This is a genomic window from Streptomyces sp. NBC_00236 (genome assembly GCF_036195045.1).
Lineage (GTDB): Bacteria > Actinomycetota > Actinomycetes > Streptomycetales > Streptomycetaceae > Streptomyces.
On record NZ_CP108100.1, the window covers coordinates 7683697 to 7704281 of the forward strand.

Genomic DNA, 20585 nt, shown 5'->3' on the forward strand with positions numbered 1-20585 from the left:
CGACAACTCGCGGGCCCGGGGCGTGAATCAGTCAGCTGACGGGTGCAGGGACGGTTGCTCGTTCGTGAGCGACTTCACCCGGCGCAGGGTGAGCACGGTCTCTGCCGTGGACACGTCGCCCGGCGCGCCGATCCTCCCGGTGAGGAAGCCGTAGAGGTCGTCGGTCGTACGGCAGAGCACGGACACGACGAGGTTGGTCCGCCCGGTCACGGCTGCGGCGAACCGCACCTCGGGGTGGTCCGCGACGCCCCGGCCGGTGCGCTCCAGCGCATGAGGAGGGACGGTCAGCCAGCACAGGGCCTCGATGCCTTGCCCGAGCGGCTCGTGGTCGTATCCGACGGCCAGATTCAGCACACCGGAGGCGCGCAGACGTTCCAGGCGGCGTTTGGCCGCGGTCTCGTGCAGGCCGCCGGCGGCCTGCAGCTGGGCGAGCGATGCCCTGCCGTCGCGCCGCAGTACGTTCAGCATGGCCAGATCGGCGGGGTCCGGAGCGGCGGGTGCCGGGAGCGGCGCGGCGGCCGGGGCGCGCAGGGCGTTCGCTTCGTCGGGATCGAGCGCCGATGCCGATGAACAGGTCGGGCACCACGAAGGCGCTCAGGTCGAGGTCGGTGACGTCGAGCCGGGTGCAGAGGAAGCAGCCGGAGCCCATTGAGAGGAGGCGACGCACCCGAAGCCGCTATCGTCGGTACGGGAATAGCCTTCTCTCCCGTCGAGGGGTTGGCCCCCGCCCTGGAGGCCATCGGCCGGCCCGTCGAGGACGTGCGCTGGATCCTGCTGACCCGCGGTCACATCGACCACATCGGCGGGGCGCACGCCCTGTGGGAGCTCACCGGCCGCCGCGCGAAGGTGGTCATCCACGAGGCCGACGCACCGATGCTCCGCTCACGGCGGGCGCACGTCGACGAGTACCTCGCCGGGCGGGGCCGGTACCTCGGCGATCCCGAGGGCGAGGCGAAGGCCGCGGCGGCCACGCAGCCCGTACGGCAAGGAGCGCCAGGCACTCGCGCTCACCACTCCGCCGCAGCCGCGCCCGCTCAAGGGCATCGACAACGGGATCATGGACGAGCCTTCCGTCACCGTCCACATCGAGGGCTCGCGCGAGACCGTCACCGGCGCGCAGTGGCCGCCGAAGGACGTGACGTACGCGTCGCTCTATCTGCGTCCGCTCCGCAAGCGCTCCTTCGAACCGGAGCTCATGGGCTCCGAGCACGCCGCACCCGACGGCTTCTACGAGGTGCCGCTGACGGTGACGGACAAGGTGGAGATCCTCAACCGGAGCACCGAACCCTTCACCGAGCCCACCGAGATGATCGGCCAGGGCGCGGCGCATATCTTCGCGGAGATCGACCAGCCGGACACCAACTTTATCCTGCGCATGTGGGACGAGTCCCCGTCCGGCAGGCGTCAGCTCATCACGACCGCCTACCTCAAGGCCTCGCACCGCGAGCTGGACGAGGAGCGCACCACGGAGGGCGACCCCCACCACCCGCACACCCGCGCGGTGCCGGTCGAGCCGGGGAAGATTGAGGAGTACGTCCTGCGCGTCTATCCGTTCGCGGCGACGTTCCTGCCCGAGCACAAACTGGTCGTGGAGCTGTCCAACGACGAGCCGCCGGCCGACGAGCACAACGCCCTGCTGCCGTCGGACGCCTTCCACCTGCCGGTGGGACGCCCTGTCACGCACAAGATCTACCGTGACGCCGCGCACCCGTCGCGGCCGGTGCTTCCCTTCACGAATGGCCCCGCGCCCTCCCGACGGTGACCGCGCAGCGGAAGCCCCCGTGCCCGGTCGTGCTGTCGGGCGTGTTGGAGGTCCGCGCGGCGACCCGGTAGCGGTTGCAGTACGAGCGGTGGCACAGGTACGAGCCGCCGCGCAGCACACGGCTCTCGCCGTGCGGCGGCCCGGCCGGGTCCGAGCGGGTCTCCGGCCGGGCTTCGGCGTGCCAGTCGGCGCTGAACCGGTCGGCGCACCACTCCCACACGTTGCCCGAGGTGTTGTGGAGGCCGAAGCCGTTGGGGGCGTACGCCTTGGCGGGTGCGGTGCCCGTGAAGCCGTCCTCGCGCGTGTTGCGTACGGGGAAGTCGCCCTGCCAGATGTTGCAGCGGTGCCGGCCGTTCGGCGTCAGTTCGTCGCCCCAGGGGAAGCGCGCCCGGACGAGTCCGCCGCGGGCCGCCTTCTCCCACTCCGCCTCGGTCGGCAGCCGCTTGCCCGCCCAGCGGGCGTAGGCCGTCGCGTCGTTCCACGACATGTGGACCACCGGATGGTCGCGGCGGTCTCCGACCGAGGTGCCCGGCCCCTCGGGGGCACGCCAGTGCGCGCCGGCCACCGCACGCCACCAGGGGGTGCCGGGCACGGTGCCCGGCAGTACGGCGTGGCGGGCCTCGGGCGGTACGAAGGAGCCGAACACATAGGACCAGCCGATGAGTTCGGCCTCGGTGCGATAGCCGGTGGCCTTGACGAAGACGGCGAACCGGGCGTTGGTGACACAGGCCGCGTCGATGTGGAACGGGGCGAGCGTCACCTCCCGTACGGGCCCCTCACCGTCGGCCGGGAAGGCGTCCTCGTCCTCGCCGCCCATCAGGAAAGGACCGCCGGGCACCGCCACCATGCCGCGCAGCAGCTCGGCGGGGTGGCGCTCCGGGACGGCGAAGTCCGCCGGGGGAGCGGCCGTGACGGTCGTGGGGGGCGCGGCGTTTTCGCGGGCGGGTCCGCAGCAGGCGCTCACCGTGAGACCCCCGGGTCCAGCAGCTCCGCCAGGTCCTGTCCGGTGGTGCGCAGCAGCAGGGCGACCCCGCCGAGCGCGGCGGCGTCGCCGCCCAGCGTCGAGCCGCGCACCTCGATCGTGCGGGGGGCCGACGGCAGGGAGAGCGCGGCCAGTTGTTCGCGGATCGGTGCGAGGACGAGCGCGTCGAGGGCCGCCGGTTCTCCGTAGACGACGATGCACTCGGGGTCGACCTGTGCGGCCAGTGCGGCGAGCACCCGGCCCGCGATGACGGCTGCGTCGCGGATCACCTCCGCCGTCTCCGGACTGCCCTCGGCCGCGAGCGCGACGAGTTCCGCGGCGTCCGAGGCCGTCACCCCGCGATCGGCGCAGGCGGCGAGCAGGGCCGGGATGGAGATGAGCCCCTCCAGACAGCCCCGGCCCCCGCAGTGGCAGGGCTTTCCGTCGGGGTCGCAGCTGGTGTGGCCGATCTCCCCGGCGGTGCCGTGGGCGCCGTGCACCAGTGCGCCGTTGACGACGAGTCCGCCGCCGACCCCTTCGGACCAGCGCAGATAGACCGCGTTGTCGATTCCGCGTGCCGCTCCCCAGGTCACCTCGGCGAGGGCCGCGAGCCGGGAGTTGTTGTCCGTGAGCACCGGGGCGTCGAAGTGCCGGCCCAGCTCCTCGGCGACGTGGCCCGCGAACGGCGTCATGGTGTGCGGGTCGCCGGAGGCCGGGTTCTGCACGAAGCCGGGAAGGCCGAGACCGATGCCCGCGACGGGGGCGAGGCTGATGTTCTCGCGCCGCACCAGGTCCTCGACGGCGCGGATCGCCTGTGAGGCCCGTTCGGCCGCGCCGCTGTCCGCCGGGACGGGGGCGCTGTGGCGGCCGACGATCTCGTGGGCGCAGTTGGCCACCACCACATGGATGTGGTGGCGCTGGAGGTCGATGCCGATCAGTTCGGCGCCGCGGGAGTTGAGCGAGATCTCCAGGGCCGGCCTGCCGCGCCCGCGCGGCTGCTCGGAGTCGGGGGCCGGCTGCTCGACGACGGCCTTGCGTTCCAGCAGATCGGACACGATCGCGAACAGCGTGGTGCGGGAGAGACCGACCCGCGCCTTCAGCTCGCCGCGGCTCAGCGCGCCCGACCTGCGCAGTTCACCGAGTACGGCGGCTTCGTTGGCCCTGCGCAGGCGCTGGAGGGCATCGGTGCGTTCCGTCATGGACGCATGGTCGATCGGTCAAGGGGTTTCTGTCAACGCATCGGACGAATTCACACAATGTTTATTCCCAAGGGTTGACGTAAAAAAGGAGCCGTCCCTACAGTTCCGGTCAATTGCCAGCACCGGCACGCGTCGAGGCATCGCCGGACCGCGTGCCGGCCGGCTCCACGGCAGCACCGTGAGCGACCACCGAAAGGGCGGCCCGAGTGGCTCCGCGCAACGTCCTGTTCCTGATGACCGACCAGCACCGGGTCGACACCCTGGGCTGTTACGGCAACCCGCTCGTCGACACCCCCGCCCTGGACGCCCTGGCGGCCGAGGGGACCCGCTTCGACCGCTTCTACACCCCGACCGCGATCTGCACCCCGGCCCGCGCCTCGCTCGCCACCGGACTCCACCCCTTCCGCCACGGCATGCTGAACAACCCCGAGCGCAACGGCGGGAGCAAGGACGAACTCTCCGACGACGACCCCATGCTCTGGAGCCAGTTGACGGACCGGGGCTACTCGGTCGGCCATGTCGGCAAGTGGCACATCGGCCGCGAACGCGGACCCGAGTTCTACGGCCTGGACGGCGAGCACCTGCCCGGCGCCCTCAACCCCGTCCACCACCCCTCGTACGAGAAGTGGCTGGAGGAGAACGGCTTCCCGCCCTTCTCGGTGAGCGAACCCGTCTTCGGAACCGCGGCCAACGACACCGGCCGCGGCCACCTCATCGCCGGACGGCTCCAGCAGCCCGCCGAAGCCACCATCGAGGCCTTCCTCACCGACCGCACACTCGGCCTTCTCGACCGCTACGCCGCCGAGTGGAAGGCGAACGGCACCCCGTTCATGCTCTCCTGCCACTGGTACGGCCCCCACCTGCCCTACCTGATCCCCGACAGCTACTACGACCTGTACGACCCCGACGACGTACCCCTGCCCGCCTCGATGGCCGAGACCTTCGCCGGGAAGCCCGAGGTGCAGCGCCAGTACAGCGCCTACTGGTCCTCGGACGACTTCGACGCCGCCGCCTGGCGCAAGCTCATCGCCGTCTACTGGGGCTACGTCACGATGATCGACCACCAGGCCGGCCGGCTGATCGAAGCGCTCAAGGGCCACGGGCTGTGGGACGACACGGCGGTCTTCTTCACCGCCGACCACGGCGAGTTCACCGGCGCCCACCGGCTGAACGACAAGGGCCCGGCCATGTACGAGGACATCTACAACATCCCCGGCATCGCCCGCATCCCCGGCGCCCCCGCCCAGGTCAGCGACGACTTCGCCTCACTCATCGACCTCAATCCGACCATCCTCGAAATGGCCGGGGCGCCCGTGCCCGAGCTGTGCGACGGCACCAGTCTGCTGCCCCTGCTGCACGGGGCCGACTCCGGGAGCACCCGCGACGAGATCGTCGCCGAGTTCCACGGCCACCACTTCCCGTACTCCCAGCGCATGCTCCGCGACCGGCGCCACAAGCTGGTGCACAACCCGGAGAGCGTCCACGAGCTGTACGACCTGGAGACCGACCCGCACGAACTGCACAACGTGTACGACGCGCCCGCCTACGCCGAGGTCCGGCGCGACCTCACCGTCCGGCTCTACCGCGAACTGCTGCGCCGCGGTGACCCGGCCTACACGTGGATGAGCTACATGGCCGACATCGGCGGCGACCGGGCCGCGGACGTCGACGGCGTCGCGGAGGAAGTGGCATGAAGGCACCCGTCGACGCTCCGGCGGAGCACCGGTCCGAGCGCGCGGACCCGGAAGACGCGAAAGGCCCGAAGCGCACGGGCAGTGCCAGGAAGAAGGCGCGGAAGACGGGCCGGCTCGCCGCCGTCCTGCTCGGCCTCGCTTCCGCCGCGCTGGGACTGCTCGTCTGGGTGGTGCTCGCCAACAGCGGCATCGAGGGCTTCCCCGGTCCGGTCGTCGTGGCCCGTCGCGCGGGTGAACTCATCGCCGACGGCACGCTCTTCGAGGACGCGGGCGCCAGCCTGAAGCGCGTCCTCATCGGCTATGTCCTCGGTGTCGTTCTGGCCGTCCCCGTCGGCTTCGTCATGGGCTGGTACCCCGTCGTCCGCAGGCTGATCGAGCCGTGGCTGCAGTTCTTCCGCATGGTGCCGCCGCTCGCGATCATCCCGCTCGCCATCGTCCTCATGGGCATCGACGAGACCCCGAAGATCTTCGTGATCTTCCTGGCCTCGTTCCTTTCCTCGGTCGTCTCCACCTTCCAGGGCGTCGTCGCCGTCGACGTCACCCTCGTCAACGCGGCCCGGGTGCTCGGCGCCCGCGACCCGCAGGTCTTCCTCGGCGTCGTCGTGCCGGCCTCCACCCCCTTCATCCTGGTCGGCATGCGGATCGGGCTCGGCGCCTCCTGGGCGACCGTCGTCGCCGCCGAACTCATCGCGGCCCAGGGCGGACTGGGCTTCCGGATGCAGCAGGCACAGCTCTACTACGACCTGCCGACCATCTTCGTCCAGCTCATCGCGATCGGTGCGATCGGACTCGCCATGGACCGGCTGCTGCTCGTCGCCGAGCGCAGGCTCACCCACTGGCAGGAACGGCGGTAACCATGCCCACCATCCAATTCCACGACGTGACACGGGACTTCGCGGTCAAGGACGGCGACTTCCTGGCCCTGGACCGGGTGAACCTCGACATCGAGGACGGCGAGTTCGTCACCGTCGTCGGCCCGTCCGGCTGCGGCAAGAGCACCCTGATGAACATCGCCGCCGGACTTCTCGACGCCACCGACGGCGAAGTCACCGTGGACGGCGTCCCCGTCCACGGCCCCGCCCCCGAACGGGGTGTCATCTTCCAGCAGTACGCGCTCTTCCCCTGGATGACCGTCACCGCCAACGTCGAGTACGGCCTCAAGGTCGCAGGCGTCAAGAAGGCGGAGCGCCGGCGCCGGGCCCGCGAGGTCATCGAGCTCGTCGGCCTCACCGACTTCGCCGACTCGCTGCCCAAGACCCTGTCCGGCGGCATGAAACAGCGCTGCGCCATCGCCCGCGCCTACGCCGTGGACCCCAAGGTCCTGCTCATGGACGAGCCCTTCGGCGCGCTCGACTCCCTCACCCGGGTCCGGATGCAGGAGTCGCTCCTCGACACCTGGGGCCGCGACCGGCGCACCGTCATGTTCATCACCCACGACGTCGACGAGGCGGTCTTCCTCGCCAACCGCGTCGTCGTCATGGCGGCCCGCCCCGGCCGCATCCACACCGTCATCCCGGTCACGCTGCCCTACCCGCGTACCGAGGAACAGCGTCTGTCGCCCGAGTTCGCCGAACTGCGGGCCCAGGTGTGGCACGCCGTCCACCACCAGCCCGCCCCGCTCGAAGGAATGGTGTCATGAAGTCGATCCCTGCCGTCCGCCGCCGAACCGCCGGCCTGCTCCTGGCCCTGGCGCTCGTCTCCACCGCCACGGCCTGCGGGGACGACTCCGCGGACGCCGCCGGCGGAGCGCAGAAGGTGAAGTTCGGCTACATCGCCGACTACAGCGGCTCCGTCGCCCTGGCCGTGGCCCAGAAGCAGGGGCTGTGGAAGAAGGCGGGCGTCACCCCCGACCTCAGGGTCTTCACCAACGGACCACTCCAGGTGACCGCCCTGGGCACCGGTGACCTCGACTTCGGCTACCTCGGCCCCGGCGCCCTGTGGCTGCCCGCCTCCGGCCGCGCCTCCATCGTCTCCGTCAACATGCTGGGCCTCGCCGACCGGGTCATCGCCCGGCCCGGTTCCGGCATCGAGAAGCCGGCCGACCTCAAGGGCAAGAAGGTGGCCGTCGCCGAAGGCACCTCGGGCGACATGATCCTGAACCTCGCGCTGAACGAGGCCGGTCTGAAGCCGGACGACATCACGAAGGTCGCCATGGACGCCTCGACCGTCGTCACGGCGTTCTCGTCGGGCCAGGTCGACGCGGCCGCCACCTGGTACCCGCTGATCGACACGATGAAGAAGAAGGTCCCCGACCTCAGAGAGGTCAGCCGGACCCAGGACTACTACCCCAAGCTGACCTTCCCCAACGTCTTCGTCACCCAGCCCAAGCTGGCCTCCGGCAACCCGGAGCTCGTCAAGAAGGTGACCGGAGTGCTCAAGGAGGCCGGTGACTGGATCGCCGCGCATCCCGAGGAGTCGGAGACCGTCGCCGCCGACTTCCTGAAGCTGCCGTCCGACCAGCTCAAGGGCTCCACGAAGTACGTGAAGATCCTGCCCTCCGACGAGCTGTCGAAGCTCACCCAGGACGGCACCGTCGACGGCTGGTTCGACGAACTGGCCGGCGTCTTCAACCGGATGGGCAAGCTGCCCAAGGCGGGCAAGGCCTCGGACTACTACCTCGGTGACCTGTACACCGCAGCCGGAAAGGCGGACCGCTCATGAACGACGCCCCGTACGAAGACCGGGCCGGCGCCCTCAGACGCCGCGGGTTCCTCGTGGGAACCGCGGGCCTGGCCGGCGCCGCCCTCCTGCCGGGGTTCACCGCCACCGACGCCGCGGCAGCCGGCGCCCCGCTCAAGGTGGCCTCCGGCGGCCGGGCCGGTGCCACGGTGCTCTGGTGGGGCGGGGGCAGCGCGGAGTTCGCCGCCACCGAACTCCGTGACTACCTCCACCGGATCACCGGCGCCCGGCTCCCGCTGCGCGCAGCCCCCGACCCCGGCGCCGCCCGGCCCGAGGGCGTCACCGGCCTGGTGGCCCTGCGCTCCGGAACCGGCGGACGGGCCGGCATTCCCGAGGCAGGGCTCGCGGACGCCGGCCGGGAACTCGCCGGCGCGCCGGAGGACTCCTTCACGCTCCTGGGCGACGACACCTGCCTCCTGCTGACCGGCCAGGGCGACCGGGCGCCGCTCTACGCCGTCTACGCCCTCCTGGAACGGACCGGCGTGCGCTTCTTCGCCCCGGCCTTCCCCGCGTACGAGGGGCACCACGAGTACGTGCCGAGAACGCGCACCCTCACCCTCCCCGCCGTACGCCACACCGACCGTCCGGGCTCACAACTACGTCGGCAGTACGCCGAGGAGGGCTTCAGCCACACCGCGAGGAGCCTGCCGCCGCTGCTCGACTGGATGGCGAAGAACCGCCTCAACACCTTCGTCCACCCGACCGACTACCTGGGCCTCGGCGTCACCACGTACGACGGTGTACGGGACGTACTGGTCCGCGAGGCCGGCAAACGCGCGCTGCGCGTCGAGACCGGCGGCCACGGCTACGACAGCTTCCTGCCGAAGGCCGACTACCCCGAGTACTACGCGTCCGGCGGGCCGCTCTTCGACATCTACAACCCCGAGGCACTGGACGCGTACGTCGCCAAGGTCCTGGACTTCCTGCGGGAGCGTCCGGAGATCACGGTCTTCGACTGCTGGCCGCCGGATGTCGGCGCCTTCCAGAAGCCGATCCTCGACCGCTACGGCAGCCCGGCCAACGCGGAGTCGGTGGTCGTCAACGAACTCGTCCGGGTGCTGCGCCAGGAACTGCCCGGGGTCCGCGTCGAACGGATCGCGTACGCCTCCACCGTCCAGCCGCCCGACCCGGAGTACGCGAGCGACCCCGAGGTCATCGTGGACTTCGCCCCGTACTCCCGGAACTACGACGGCCACCTCGGCGACCCCGCGATCGGCGCGAACGTCTCCTTCGCGAACAACTTGCGCGCCTGGCGCACCACACACCGGGGCCCGCTCGCGATGTACGAGTACTACCGGCGCTACCGCTGGCGCAGCCTGCCGGTGCACCCGCTCGCCACCATCGCGGGCGACGTCGGCTTCGAGGCCGGTCTCGGGATCAACGGCTACGGGATGTACAGCGAGCCGGGCGACTGGATCACGTACGAGCACGTCCAGAACCTGTTCGCCGCGCTGGCCTGGGACAGCACCCTGGACGCCGGAGGCTTCCTCGACGGCTACCTCCGGGCGCGTTTCGGCGCCGGCGCGGCAGCCGCGACGGGGCGCTACTACGACCTCACGCGCTTCGACCCGGACACCCACGGTCCTGCCGTACTCGCCACGAACTACACGCAGGCCCGTGCGGCCCTCCAGGAGGCGGCCGGGCAGGCGGCCGGTGCGGCGGCGCACACCCTGCTCGACCGGCTGACCCGCAACCTCGACATCGCCCTCGCCGACATGAGGATCGGCCTGGCTCCGGCGGGCAGCGCCGAACTGGACACCGCCCGCCAGGAGTACCGGGCGCTCGTGCACCGCAACCGGTTCACCGGCATCTGCCTGCCCAACATGCAGGCCTGGTGGCGGTGGAACGGCCCCCAGGGCCAGGCGCCGTACGACGACGCGGCGATCCGCCAGGCTGTCGTCGACACGTATGCGAGCCCGGCGGCGGGCTTCGGCAACCCGGGCCTCCTCGTGCTCGCACCGGCCGGTGGCTCCGTGCCCCTCGACGTGGAGGCCCAGGACGTCGACTTCACCGGCCACACCGTCCACTGGTCGGCCACCGCGCCGGAAGGCGTCCTCGTGGAGCCGGCCGGCGGCACGCTGACGGTGCGCGGGACCCGGGGCGGGATCCAGCGCGTGGCCGTGCGCGCCGAGGCCGGTGCGGAATCCGGCCGGCAGCGGATCACGCTGGAGTTCCGGCTGTCCGACGGCACCCGGCTGGTCCCCTCGGAGGTGGCTGCCGACATTCGCTGACCCGCACGGCCACCCGGCCGGCTCCGCTGCTCCGTGCAGCCGGAGCCGGCCGGACGAACCGCACCATCAGCGCACAGCGAAAGGGCGTTCATGACGAAACACCCCCACCGGCCGCGCGCCTTACGGCGCCGCGCCGTCGTCGGCGGCCTGGCCACCGGCCTTGTGCTGTCCCTCGCCGCACCCCTGCCCGTGTCCGCGCGTCCGGCGGGAGCGCCGGAGGGAACGCCGGCCGCCACGGCCACCACCCACCGCTTCCCGGGCAACGACAACCGTCCCCACACCGTCGCCCGGGACGAGAAGTCCCTGAAGGTCGACGGCGAGCGGCTGGTCGTCTGGTCCGGAGAGTTCCACTACTGGCGGCTGCCGAGCCCCGACCAGTGGCGCGACGTCCTGCAGAAGCTCAAGGCATCGGGCTTCAACGCCGTGTCGCTGTACTTCTTCTGGGGCTACCACTCCAGCAAGCCCGGCTCCTACGACTTCACCGGCGTCCGCGACATCGACCGTCTCCTCACCATGGCCGAGCAGGAGGGCCTCTACGTCATCGCCCGTCCCGGCCCGTACATCAACGCCGAAGTGAGCATGGGCGGTCTGCCGCCCTACATGAGTACGTACGCGGGCGAGCAGCGCACGGCCGACCCGCAGAACCTGGCGGCCGACCTGGAGTGGCTGAAGGCCGTCAACGGCATCATCGGCAGGCACCAGATCACCGACGGTGGCGGCAGCGTCATCGCCTACCAGGTCGAGAACGAACAGATCGACAACTCGGCCGAGCACATCGAATACATCGAGAAGCTGCAGAGCGCCGTCGTCGAACAGGGCATCACCGTGCCCCTGTTCCACAACGACTACGGCAACGGCCACGGCTGGAACGTCCCCGGCGGGCCCGGCGGTTCCCAGCTGGACCTCTACGCCTTCGACACGTACCCGCTGGGCTTCGACTGCGCGGGTGGCCGGGGACAACTGAGCGACTACGAATCCAGGGTCCGCGGCTACTCGCCCGGCACGCCCGTCTTCATCGCCGAGGGGCAGGGCGGCGCGTTCACCGCCTGGGGCCGCGACTTCCAGACGAGCGACTGCGCGAAGTTCACCGACGCCGCGTTCACCCGCCAGTTCGCCGTGAACAATCTCGCCAACGGTGCCACCCTGTTCAACTCCTATATGGAGTACGGCGGTACCAACTGGGGCTGGACCGGCGACCCCGGCTCCGGATTCACCTCCTACGACTACGGGGCGGCGATATCCGAGAACCGTACGATCACCCCGAACCTCGCCGTCCAGAAGGAGTTCGGCTACCTGCAGCACGCGGTGAAGCCGATCGCCTCCGCAGGCGCCGTCACCGCCCCGCCGGTCACCGTCACGGGCGGCGGCCCCGTCAAGGCCCAGCAGCGTCTGTCCACCGAGGACGCGGCCTCCAGCTCCGTCTCGGGCAACGGCATGCGGCTGATCACGCTGCGCCACCCCGATTCCAACGACACCACGACCAGCGGCGTCACCTTCCCCCTGGACCTGGCCGATCCTCCCGCGCCGCCCGAGGACGCCTCGTACCGCTGGAACGACTCGGACACCGGAACGCTGAAGTTCACCGGCTCCTGGGAGCACGCCACCGGCAAGCCGTGGACCGGCGGGGACTTCAAGGACGACGAGACGTTCTCCTCGGTCGCCGGTGACAGCGTCGAAGTCACCTTCGACGGACCGGCCGTGCGCTGGATCGGGCCGGACTCCTCCAACCACGGCACCGCGGACGTGTACATCGACGGCGTCAAAAGGGCGACGGTCGACAGCTATGCCGCCTCGCCCGCCTTCCAACGGGTCCTGTACGAGACGAACGGCCTCGGCGCAGGCTCGCACACGCTCAAGATCGTCGTCACCGGTGAGAAGGGCACGGCCGCCTCGCAGGGAACGTTCGTCTCCGTCGACGCCATCGACACGAGCCCGGGTGACGAGCCCGTCGGGGACGCGGCCTACCCGCGCGTTCCCCAGAAGCCGGGCACCACGGTCACCGTCGACGGCCGTGATGCCACGACTCTTGTCGCGGACTACGCCTTCGGACCGCACCGGCTCGTCTACTCCACCTCACAGGTGCTCACCCGGCTGAACGCCGGGCGCGATCTGCTGGTCCTCGACGGCGCGCGGGGCACCGACGGCGAGACCGTGCTGCGCTATGCGGAGAAGCCGGAGGTCACCACCCTGGACGGGGCGGCCGTGGAGAGCACCTGGGACCCGGAGCGCAAGGACCTGCGGATCAACTACGTGCACGACGGCACCCGGACCCTGCGCGTCTCGGGCGGCGGCCGGGTCCTCACCCTCGTGATCTCCGACCGGCAAGCCGTCGCCGGCACCTGGCAGCTCGACGCCGGAGGCAGCGACGTCCTGGTCGTGGGGCCGGAACTCGCCCGCACAGCCCACGTCACGGGCACCCGGCTGGAGCTGACCGGCGACACCCGGAAGGCCGGACGGCTGCGCGTCTTCGCCCCCGCCGGCGTCACCACCCTCACCTGGAACAATCGCCTTCTGCGGACGGGCCGGGACGAGGCGGGAGCGCTCGTCGCCGATCTGCCCGGCCCCGCGGGCGTGGCGCTGCCGGCCCTGGGCACCTGGCGCACCGCCGGGTCCGACCCGGAACGTACGACCGCGTTCGACGACTCGGGCTGGACGAAGGCGGACCGGACCACGGCCGCCAACCCGCGCCACGGGCCCGGCGCGGTCTCCGGCGTCGTACTGGACACGGACGAGTACGGATTCCACGAAGGCGACACCTGGTACCGCGGCCACTACACACCGGCCACCGCCGGCAGCACGGTCGAGGTCACGGTGAAGACCGGCACCGCCGGCCACGCCCTCGTCTGGCTGAACGGCCGCTACCTGGGCGCCCAGGGCGACGGCACCGCCACCCACACGGTTCCGGCAGGACTGACCGAGCCGGGCAGGCCCGCCGTACTGGCGGTCCTCGTACGGAACATGGGCCAGTACGAGGACTGGGGTTCCGACGGCAGGTCCAAGGGAGGCCGCGGCCTGGCCGACGTCGACATCGCCGGAGCGGGCCGGGTCGACTGGCGGATCCAGGGCGCCCTCGGCGGCCCGGTCCCCGCCGACACCGCACGCGGCCTCTACAACAACGGAGGTCTCTACGGAGAGCGCATGGGCTGGCACCTGCCGGGCGCGCCGGACTCGTCCTGGGGACGGACCGGCGCACTCAAGAGCGCCCGCCCGGGTGTGCAGTGGTACCGCACCACCGTCCCCCTGGACCTGCCCAGGGGCGCGGACACAGCGGTCGGCCTGCGGATCGACGACGACAGCGCGAAGGCGGACAAGTACCGCGTCCAGATCTTCGTCAACGGCTGGAACACCGGTCAGTACGTCAACAATGTCGGGCCGCAGAAGGAGTTCGTCATCCCGGCCGGCTTCCTGAAGGCGCAGGGCGACAACACCGTCGCGCTGGCGGTCAGCGCAGAGCAGGCCGGTGTCGGACCCGACGGGGTCGGGCTCGTGAACCAGGGCACCGTGCTGGGGGGTGTCGGGGGTACGCAGAACACGGCGCCCGACTACGCGGCCGTCGCCGCACGGTAACCGGCTCGCACACCGTGCCGTGCCCGCCCCGTCGACCGGCGGGGCGGGCACGGCCGTATCCGCCCCGCTCAGCCGAAGAGCTTGGCGACGAACGCCGCGAGATTGGTCCGCGTACGGTCGATCTGCTCCTCCATGGTCAGCGACTCCTTGAAACGGGCGCCCGAGGCCACGGCCTTCTTCCCCCGTACGTAGAGCGAGCACGCCAGGTCGGTGCACATGTACAGACCGACCGAATTGCCCTCGCGTCCCGCAGGGCCCGCCTTGCGGGCGGTCTGCAGGGACACTCCGCTGCCCGGATGCGTGGTCAGACAGAGCGAGCACATGCTGCGGTGCAGGAATCCGCGCTGCTGGGAGGGGAAGCGCAGCGAGATGCCGGTCAGCCGGCCCTCGTGCTCGGTCACGATGTAGCTCCGCCCCGGGGCGGAGAGGTCTCGCCAGCCCAGGAAGTCGAGATCGTCCCACGGCAGCTCGCCGAGATCGCGGGGCAGCGGCAGGCGCCCGGCTTCTCCCTTGGAGCAATTGACGAACGATGTGCGGATGTCCTGCTCGGTCACGGCCTTCATACCGACGACGCTAACTCTGCCTATGAACCCTAGGCAAATGATTAATGGATGTAGGGCTATGCCTGTGAGTTATCGGTACTCTCGGTCACGACGTCCAGCCGGTGCACCGGCGGGTGCGTGATGCCGAGGTCGGGGCGCCAGGCCGCGAGGATCTGCGCCGAGGGGTCGAAGAGTGGTGCCGGCAGGTCCTCGGGCCGGATCCATCGCCAGGTGCTGATGAGATGGGGTTCGGTCACCTGGGCGGTGCCGTCCCCGACGGTCACCAGCGCGGCCATCGTCACCCGGTTGATGCCGTGCACCGCGTCGTGCAGCATCGCGAAGACGCGCACCTCGTGCTCGGCGGCCTCCAGTCCCGTCTCCTCCCGCAGCTCACGCACGGCCGCCGCCGCGATCGACTCGTGCGTCGGATCGACCTTGCCGCCGGGCAGCTCCCAGGTGCCGCTGTGGTGCCGCCCGAGCAGGATCCGCCCCTGCCCGTCCTGCACCAGCACCCCGACGCCCAGCGCCGCCTGGGCCAGGGGCGGTCGGGAGTTGCGGGCGGGGACCGTTTCCATGGTGCTCCTCATGAGGTTCGGTGACCGGTACGAGGCACAGAGCGTACGGGCGGGGCGGTGCGCGCGGTCACACCGTCAGCCTCAGCGAGGTGGCCGAGATGCCGAGCCGTACGGTCTGGCCCCAGGTCAGCTGCAGCGCGTCGGCCTCCATGCCGTCGCCGAAGACCACGAGGCGGTCGGACTCGACGGTCAGCCGCAGCCCCTGACCGCTGCCCAGCTCACCCGAGACGAGTGAGGTGCCCGTCGCCGGCGACGGCCAGGCCTCCCGGACGAACCAGAGCAGCCGGGGGTCGGTCGGCGCGGGCAGGGGGAGCGGGCTGCGGCGTTCCTGCCACAGGGAGCGCAACCACCCGGTGGCGCCGGTGCCCGTGCCGACCAGGACGCCGGACGAGGCCTGTGACTCGGCGGGGGAGTCCGCCGCTCCGGCACCGAGCCGGTAGCGCGCCGTCTGGTGCCCGGACGGGCCGAGGTAGATCTCGTTGAGGGCCAGCAGCCGCTGGGTGTCGTCGGCCACCGCCTCCACCATCGTGAGCTCGTCCGCGGCACCGCCCGGCGACACGGCTGCCCGCAGGAGGGCCGCCGCGTCGCCCGGCCGGTGGCGGACCAGGACGCCGGGGTTGCGGCCGGGGTCGGTGTCGATGCCCACGACCGGCTGGCCGGAGAGGTACTTGGCGGCGTTGGCGACCAGCCCGTCCTGGCCGACGACGACCACCACGTCCTCGGGTGCGAACAGGAACCGGTCCAGATCCGCCCGCTCCACCCGCGAGTGACGCCACTGGAGCGGAACGGCTGCCGCCACATCGGCCAGCGCCTGCTGGGTCCGTTGATGACGGCGGGCCACCTCGTCGATGGACCGGCCCCGGCTGGAGAGGAAGAACGCCGCCTGGCCGTGGGTCCCGTGCCGGGCCAGCAACTCCTCGTACTCGGTGGTGCGGTGGACCAGGACCGCCCTCGGGGCCAGGCTCACGCCCGGTTCTCCGGCGCGGTCCGGCCGAGCTTGGTGAGCAGTCCGGTGAGGACGTCGGGGGAGAGGGTGAGGCTCTCGATGTGCGGGAGGTTCTCGGCGAGCCGGGTCGCGGCCAGTGCGTGCAGGGTCGCGGGGGCCACCTCTCCGTGCACCCGGAGCCACGCCGCCTGCGACTCGGCACGGGCCGCGCCGACCTCACGGGCCGCCTCCGCCTCGGCGCGGGCGAGGCGCACCGTGCGTGCGGCTTCGGCCTCGGCGCGCACCCCGTCGGCCGCCGCGTGCTCCTCGGCCTCCCGGCGCGTGTTGGTGCCGCGCTGCTCGACGAGCTGCTCCTCGCGCCGGGCCAGCTCGATCTGGCTGGCCAGCTCGTTCTCGGCGATCGTCCGCTCGCGCTCTACGGCCACGGCCCGGCGTTCGTAGGTGGCCCGGTCGGCCTCCTGCTGGATCTGCTCGCGGGCGGGGGTGCGCAGCGCACGTTCGACCTCGGCCTCGGGGCGGATGGCGACGACGCGTACGGCCACTACGTCGATGCCGGTGGCGGGCAGCCTGGGCTCGTCGGCGAGGCCGGCCGCCGCCCGTTCGCGTACCGAGGCGACGCCGTCCACCAGTGCGGAGGCCAGCGGGGTGCGGGCCAGGACGTCCAGGGTGTGCTGCTGGGCCGTCTCGGTGAGCAGGGTCGCGATCTGCTCCAGCGGGGCGCCGCGCCAGGCGCCGGTGTCGGGATCGATGGAGAAGTCGATGCGGGCGGCGGCCTCGGCCGGGTCGCTGATCCGGTACGTCACGGTGGCCTGCACGGTGACGTCCTGGAAGTCGGCGGTGCGGGCGTGGAACGCCATGGCCAGCTCGCGGTCGTTGACCGGCACCTCGGAGAGCGCGGCGCTCAGTGACCGGTACCAGAAACTCAGCCCTGCCCCGTCGTGGGTGAGTTGGCCGCGCTTGTGGTGGCGGATGTGGGCGGTGGGAGCTGAGCGCAGATGGCGCCAGCCGAAGCGCCGGGTGATGTCGGCCATGGTGGCCCCCCTCGTTCTCGTCATGGGGACGATAACGCGGTGCACCGCATATCGTCAAGAGGACGAGAAGGGGGGTTTCGGAGACCGGGCGGTACACGCGAACGGCCGGTGACCTCCGTGGAAGTCGCCGGCCGTCCGGGTGGTGCGCCGCCCCCGTCCCCACGGTGCGGCGCGGGCGGGCCGTCGTCATCCGCTGGGGCGACGGCCCACGTCTGTCAGGACCCGGACGCCTGTGCGTCCAGGCCGAGTGCGGGAAAGACCGCGCCCTCCACGAAGCGGATGAGGAACGTCTCGTCCGCGTAGGCGCAGTCCAGCAGCGGGCGGGCGCGCATCACGCCCAGCAGCTGGGTGGAGACGAACTCCGCGGCCGGGTTGTCCGCGGCCACCTCGCCCCGCTCCACGCCGCGCGCGACCATGGCGTCGATCGCCGCCAGCTCCGGCAGGATCAGCGACTCACGCAGTGCGCACAGCAGCTCGGGGCTCTGCAGTGCCGCATGGCTCAGGGCCAGCATCAGCGGGGTGTCGCGCCCGGATCCCTCGCCGATGGCGCGTGCCGCCTCGCGCAGGTCCCCGGCCAGCGTGCCCGTGTCGATCCGGCCGAGCAGTCCGTGCCGGGTCCCGTGCAGTGCGGCGACGACCAGTTCGGGCTTCGAGCCCCACTGGCGGTAGAGCGTGGACTTGCCGCAGCGGGACCGGGAGGCGACGCCCTCCATGGTCAGCGACTCGTAGCCGCTCTCCCTCAGCATGTCGAGCACGGCCGTGTAGAGCTCCTGGGCCCGCTCCGGTGTGATCTTCGAGCGGCGCGACGCGGTGGCCTGCTCCGGCTCCGATTCCAGCGACGACATGCGCTTTCCCTCTCTGCGACTCTGCGACGAGGTCCATCGATACGCCAGTGTACCGATACGCGAGTGTTCCGATACGCTTCCGTATCGGTACACTGGCGTATCGATACGGCACGGACCCGTCCCTGCCACCGAAACACCGCTTCGTCAGCAAAGGGGCACCGGATGATGTTCGCCGGTAGCAGGCCCGCCGATCGGGAGCCGGACACTACTGCCCGACCACCCCTCGTCCGCGAGCTTCTTCTCGTCGTAGGACTTTTCGTGATCTACAAGTTCGGCCGCCAGGCGGCCAACGGTCACGTCGACGAGGCGTTCCACAACGCGGGACGCGTCTGGGACCTCGAACGAGCCGTACACCTGCCCGGCGAGGGTGCCGTACAGACGCTGCTGCTCCATGACGAGACGCTGATCCACCTCGCGAACACCTACTACGCGACCGTGCACTTCCCGGCGACCCTGCTCTTCCTCGGCTGGCTGTACTGGCGCCGGCCGCGCCACTACGTCTGGTCCCGGCGCATCCTCGCCGTACTCACCGGTGCCGCACTGGCCCTGCACCTGCTGTTCCCGCTCGCCCCGCCGCGGCTGCTCGCCGCCACCGGCCTCGTCGACACCGGCCAGGTCTACGGACCGACGGTGTACGGGTCCACGCCCGCCACCGACTCGATGGCCAACCAGTTCGCCGCGATGCCCTCGCTGCACTTCGGCTGGGCGGTGATGGTCGGCGTCGGCCTGGTCGTCGCCACCCGCTCGCGGTGGCGCTGGCTGTGGCTTCTGCACCCGGCGATCACGCTGCTCGTCATAGTCGGCACCGCCAACCACTACTGGCTGGACTCGATCGTGGTGGCCGCCCTGCTCTCGGTGGCCTTCGCGGCGCTGCGGCTGCCGCGCGCGGAGCCGGTCAGGGCGCATCTGCCGTGGCCGTCCAGGGCCGGCGAGCCGGCCTACGCCGTCGCCGCACCCGACGTGTCCGGCCGCTCCTACGCTTCCTCCGGAACCGCTCGATGAACGCCACCCTGGCCGCCGTCGCGCTGTCGCTCGTCTCCGCCGCCGCCTACGCCTCCGCCGCGGTGGCGCAGGCGCGACTCGCGGGACGCACCGCGCCGGGCACGGGGACGCTCCGGCTGCTCGGCAGCGGCGCATGGTGGTCGGCCGTCGGGCTGAACGCCGGCGGCGCGCTGCTGCACGTCGCCGCACTGAAGTACGGTCCGCTCACCCTCGTCCAGCCGCTCGGCGCGCTCACCCTGGTCGCCGCCGTGCCGCTGGGCGCCCGGGCCGCGGGCCGCAGGGTCTCGACGACCGAGTGGCGCGGCACCCTCCTGACCCTGCTGGGCCTGGGCGCCCTGCTGATGACCGCGGGCGGCTCCGCCCCGCACGAGACGCTGAGCCTGGTCCAGGCGCTGGCCGTCGGCGCGGCAACCGTGGCCGTCGTCGCCGGGCTCAGCCGCCCCGGTACCCGCCCCGGACTGCGGCACGCCGCGGCCTCGGGCATCACCTCGGGCGTCGCCTCCGCACTGACGCAGACGCTGACCGTCGCCGTCACCGACCACACGACCGGTCCGCTGTTCAGCTGGCGCCTGGTGGTCGTCGCGGTGCTCGTGTCGGCCTTCGCCATGGGCGGACTGCTCCTCTCCCAGACCGCCTACCGGGGCGGTCTCGGCGCGCCCCTCGCCGTCGTCACCCTCGCCAATCCGGTTGCCGCGGCGGCCATCGGCCTGGCCCTGCTGGGGGAGCGGCTCCAGGGCGGGACGATCAGCCTGGTCCCGGCGCTGCTGGGCTCGGCGGCGGCGGTGCGGGGCGTGATCCTGCTCAGCCGCGCCCAGGCGCAGACCGCATCGGCCGCGGACGCGGTCGTGGCCGGACCGCCTCCGGGCACCCCGTCCAGGGTGGTCATCAAGAGCCCGCGGGCCGCACTCCACCAGGAACACGGCCACCTGCGCCGGATCCGGGCCGGCCGCCCGTAGGGCCCGCCGCCCGCGACCGTCACCCGAGGTCGGCCGCCGCCGCGCCGGCGTCCTCGGCCAGCGCCCGGGTCAACCAGCCGATCCAGAAGTTCTCCAGGTCGATGCCGCCGCGCAGCACGAGATGGCGCAGCCGGTCCTGAGCGGCGTCCCGCCCGGGCGGGAAGTCCCGCTCCTCGATCTCCAGATACTCCGCGAGCCGGAGCCGGTGCAGTGCGAGGTGGCGGCGCAGCTCCGCGTCGAGGCCGGGCGCACCGACGACCGCCGCCGCCCGCATCCGCAGCAGCAGGGGATCGCGGATCTGCTTCGGGTCCTCCGGACGGGCCACCCAGGCGGACAGCGCCTCGCGGCCCGCGGGCAGCACCTCGTACTCCTTCTTCTGCCCCCGGGCAGGCTGGGCGGGCGCCAGTGCCCTGATCTGTCCGGCCTGCTCCAGTTTCCCCAGCTCGCGGTAGATCTGCTGATGCGTGGCCGACCAGAAGTAACCGATGGACCGGTCGAACCTGCGGGTCAGCTCCAGCCCCGACGACGGCTTTTCGAGCAGGGCGGTGAGGATCGCGTGCGGGAGTGACATGGGGTGCATCCTAGGGAGCCGCGG

Annotated in this window: 19 protein-coding genes and 1 pseudogene; 10 read left to right on the forward strand and 10 right to left on the reverse strand. The window is 71.7% G+C overall.

The window, feature by feature from the left end; all coding sequences use genetic code 11:
- Positions 1-27 precede the first annotated feature (27 nt).
- Positions 28-531 carry an Lrp/AsnC family transcriptional regulator gene (locus tag OG446_RS34180; protein WP_328898505.1) on the reverse strand — a complete coding sequence of 168 codons (504 nt, stop codon included), beginning with the start codon at positions 529-531 and terminating at the stop codon, positions 28-30.
- 186 nt (positions 532-717) lie between these two features.
- Between OG446_RS34180 and OG446_RS34185 the strand changes: the two are divergent.
- Positions 718-843, forward strand: a pseudogene (locus OG446_RS34185) (MBL fold metallo-hydrolase); the annotation flags it as partial.
- Between the two features lie 39 nt (positions 844-882).
- Here the strand turns inward: OG446_RS34185 and OG446_RS34190 are convergent.
- Positions 883-1059, reverse strand: coding sequence for a hypothetical protein (locus OG446_RS34190; RefSeq protein ID WP_328897664.1), 177 nt, complete (start codon positions 1057-1059; stop codon positions 883-885).
- Between OG446_RS34190 and OG446_RS34195 the strand changes: the two genes are divergently transcribed.
- The gene (locus OG446_RS34195) at positions 1058-1762 is read left to right on the forward strand and encodes a CocE/NonD family hydrolase C-terminal non-catalytic domain-containing protein (protein WP_328897665.1); all 705 of its coding nucleotides are present in this window, start codon (positions 1058-1060) and stop codon (positions 1760-1762) included. The genes OG446_RS34190 and OG446_RS34195 overlap by 2 nt on opposite strands.
- Here OG446_RS34195 and OG446_RS34200 read toward each other — a convergent pair.
- On the reverse strand, positions 1731-2726 hold the full coding sequence (locus tag OG446_RS34200; protein WP_328897666.1) for a formylglycine-generating enzyme family protein: 996 nt from the start codon (positions 2724-2726) through the stop codon (positions 1731-1733). The genes OG446_RS34195 and OG446_RS34200 overlap by 32 nt on opposite strands.
- Positions 2723-3922: an ROK family transcriptional regulator gene (locus OG446_RS34205; RefSeq protein ID WP_328897667.1), complete on the reverse strand. Its 1200-nt coding sequence runs from the start codon at positions 3920-3922 to the stop codon at positions 2723-2725. The genes OG446_RS34200 and OG446_RS34205 overlap by 4 nt, the downstream gene beginning before the upstream one ends.
- A 206-nt stretch (positions 3923-4128) precedes the next feature.
- On the opposite strand from OG446_RS34205, the gene OG446_RS34210 reads away from it, so the two are divergent.
- From OG446_RS34210 to OG446_RS34235, 6 genes are all read left to right on the forward strand, one after another.
- Positions 4129-5616: a sulfatase-like hydrolase/transferase gene (locus OG446_RS34210; RefSeq protein WP_328897668.1), complete on the forward strand. Its 1488-nt coding sequence runs from the start codon at positions 4129-4131 to the stop codon at positions 5614-5616.
- Positions 5613-6470, forward strand: a complete 858-nt coding sequence (locus tag OG446_RS34215; RefSeq protein ID WP_328897669.1) for an ABC transporter permease — start codon at positions 5613-5615, stop codon at positions 6468-6470. Before OG446_RS34210 ends, OG446_RS34215 begins: the two co-directional genes overlap by 4 nt.
- A 2-nt stretch (positions 6471-6472) precedes the next feature.
- Entirely contained in the window at positions 6473-7255 is a 783-nt protein-coding gene (locus tag OG446_RS34220) for an ABC transporter ATP-binding protein (protein ID WP_328897670.1), read from the forward strand.
- Complete coding sequence (locus tag OG446_RS34225) at positions 7252-8277, forward strand: aliphatic sulfonate ABC transporter substrate-binding protein (protein WP_328897671.1); 1026 nt, start codon at positions 7252-7254, stop codon at positions 8275-8277. Before OG446_RS34220 ends, OG446_RS34225 begins: the two co-directional genes overlap by 4 nt.
- Positions 8274-10526, forward strand: a complete 2253-nt coding sequence (locus OG446_RS34230) for a DUF4838 domain-containing protein (RefSeq protein ID WP_328897672.1) — start codon at positions 8274-8276, stop codon at positions 10524-10526. Before OG446_RS34225 ends, OG446_RS34230 begins: the two co-directional genes overlap by 4 nt.
- A gap of 90 nt (positions 10527-10616) precedes the next feature.
- Positions 10617-14093, forward strand: coding sequence for a beta-galactosidase (locus tag OG446_RS34235; protein WP_328897673.1), 3477 nt, complete (start codon positions 10617-10619; stop codon positions 14091-14093).
- Positions 14094-14161: 68 nt separating this feature from the next.
- Here the strand turns inward: OG446_RS34235 and OG446_RS34240 are convergent, their stop codons facing one another.
- The 5 genes from OG446_RS34240 to OG446_RS34260 form a co-directional block, all read right to left on the reverse strand.
- On the reverse strand, positions 14162-14656 hold the full coding sequence (locus tag OG446_RS34240; RefSeq protein WP_328897674.1) for an FBP domain-containing protein: 495 nt from the start codon (positions 14654-14656) through the stop codon (positions 14162-14164).
- A gap of 56 nt (positions 14657-14712) precedes the next feature.
- Entirely contained in the window at positions 14713-15210 is a 498-nt protein-coding gene (locus OG446_RS34245; RefSeq protein WP_328897675.1) for a nucleotide triphosphate diphosphatase NUDT15, read from the reverse strand.
- Between the two features lie 67 nt (positions 15211-15277).
- A complete protein-coding gene (locus OG446_RS34250) occupies positions 15278-16177 on the reverse strand; it encodes a hypothetical protein (RefSeq protein WP_328897676.1) in 900 nt (299 codons plus the stop codon).
- Positions 16174-17187, reverse strand: a complete 1014-nt coding sequence (locus OG446_RS34255; protein ID WP_328897677.1) for an SPFH domain-containing protein — start codon at positions 17185-17187, stop codon at positions 16174-16176. Before OG446_RS34255 ends, OG446_RS34250 begins: the two co-directional genes overlap by 4 nt.
- Positions 17188-17402: 215 nt before the next feature.
- The gene (locus OG446_RS34260) at positions 17403-18032 is read right to left on the reverse strand and encodes a TetR/AcrR family transcriptional regulator (RefSeq protein WP_328897678.1); all 630 of its coding nucleotides are present in this window, start codon (positions 18030-18032) and stop codon (positions 17403-17405) included.
- A gap of 162 nt (positions 18033-18194) precedes the next feature.
- Here OG446_RS34260 and OG446_RS34265 point away from each other — a divergent pair, with 162 nt between their 5' ends.
- Positions 18195-19034 (forward strand): phosphatase PAP2 family protein, encoded by an 840-nt coding sequence (locus tag OG446_RS34265; RefSeq protein ID WP_328897679.1) that lies wholly within the window; start codon positions 18195-18197, stop codon positions 19032-19034.
- Positions 19031-19990, forward strand: coding sequence for a hypothetical protein (locus OG446_RS34270; protein ID WP_328897680.1), 960 nt, complete (start codon positions 19031-19033; stop codon positions 19988-19990). Before OG446_RS34265 ends, OG446_RS34270 begins: the two co-directional genes overlap by 4 nt.
- A 19-nt stretch (positions 19991-20009) precedes the next feature.
- Here OG446_RS34270 and OG446_RS34275 read toward each other — a convergent pair whose 3' ends face one another.
- On the reverse strand, positions 20010-20561 hold the full coding sequence (locus tag OG446_RS34275) for a PadR family transcriptional regulator (protein ID WP_328897681.1): 552 nt from the start codon (positions 20559-20561) through the stop codon (positions 20010-20012).
- Between the last annotated feature and the right edge of the window lie 24 nt (positions 20562-20585).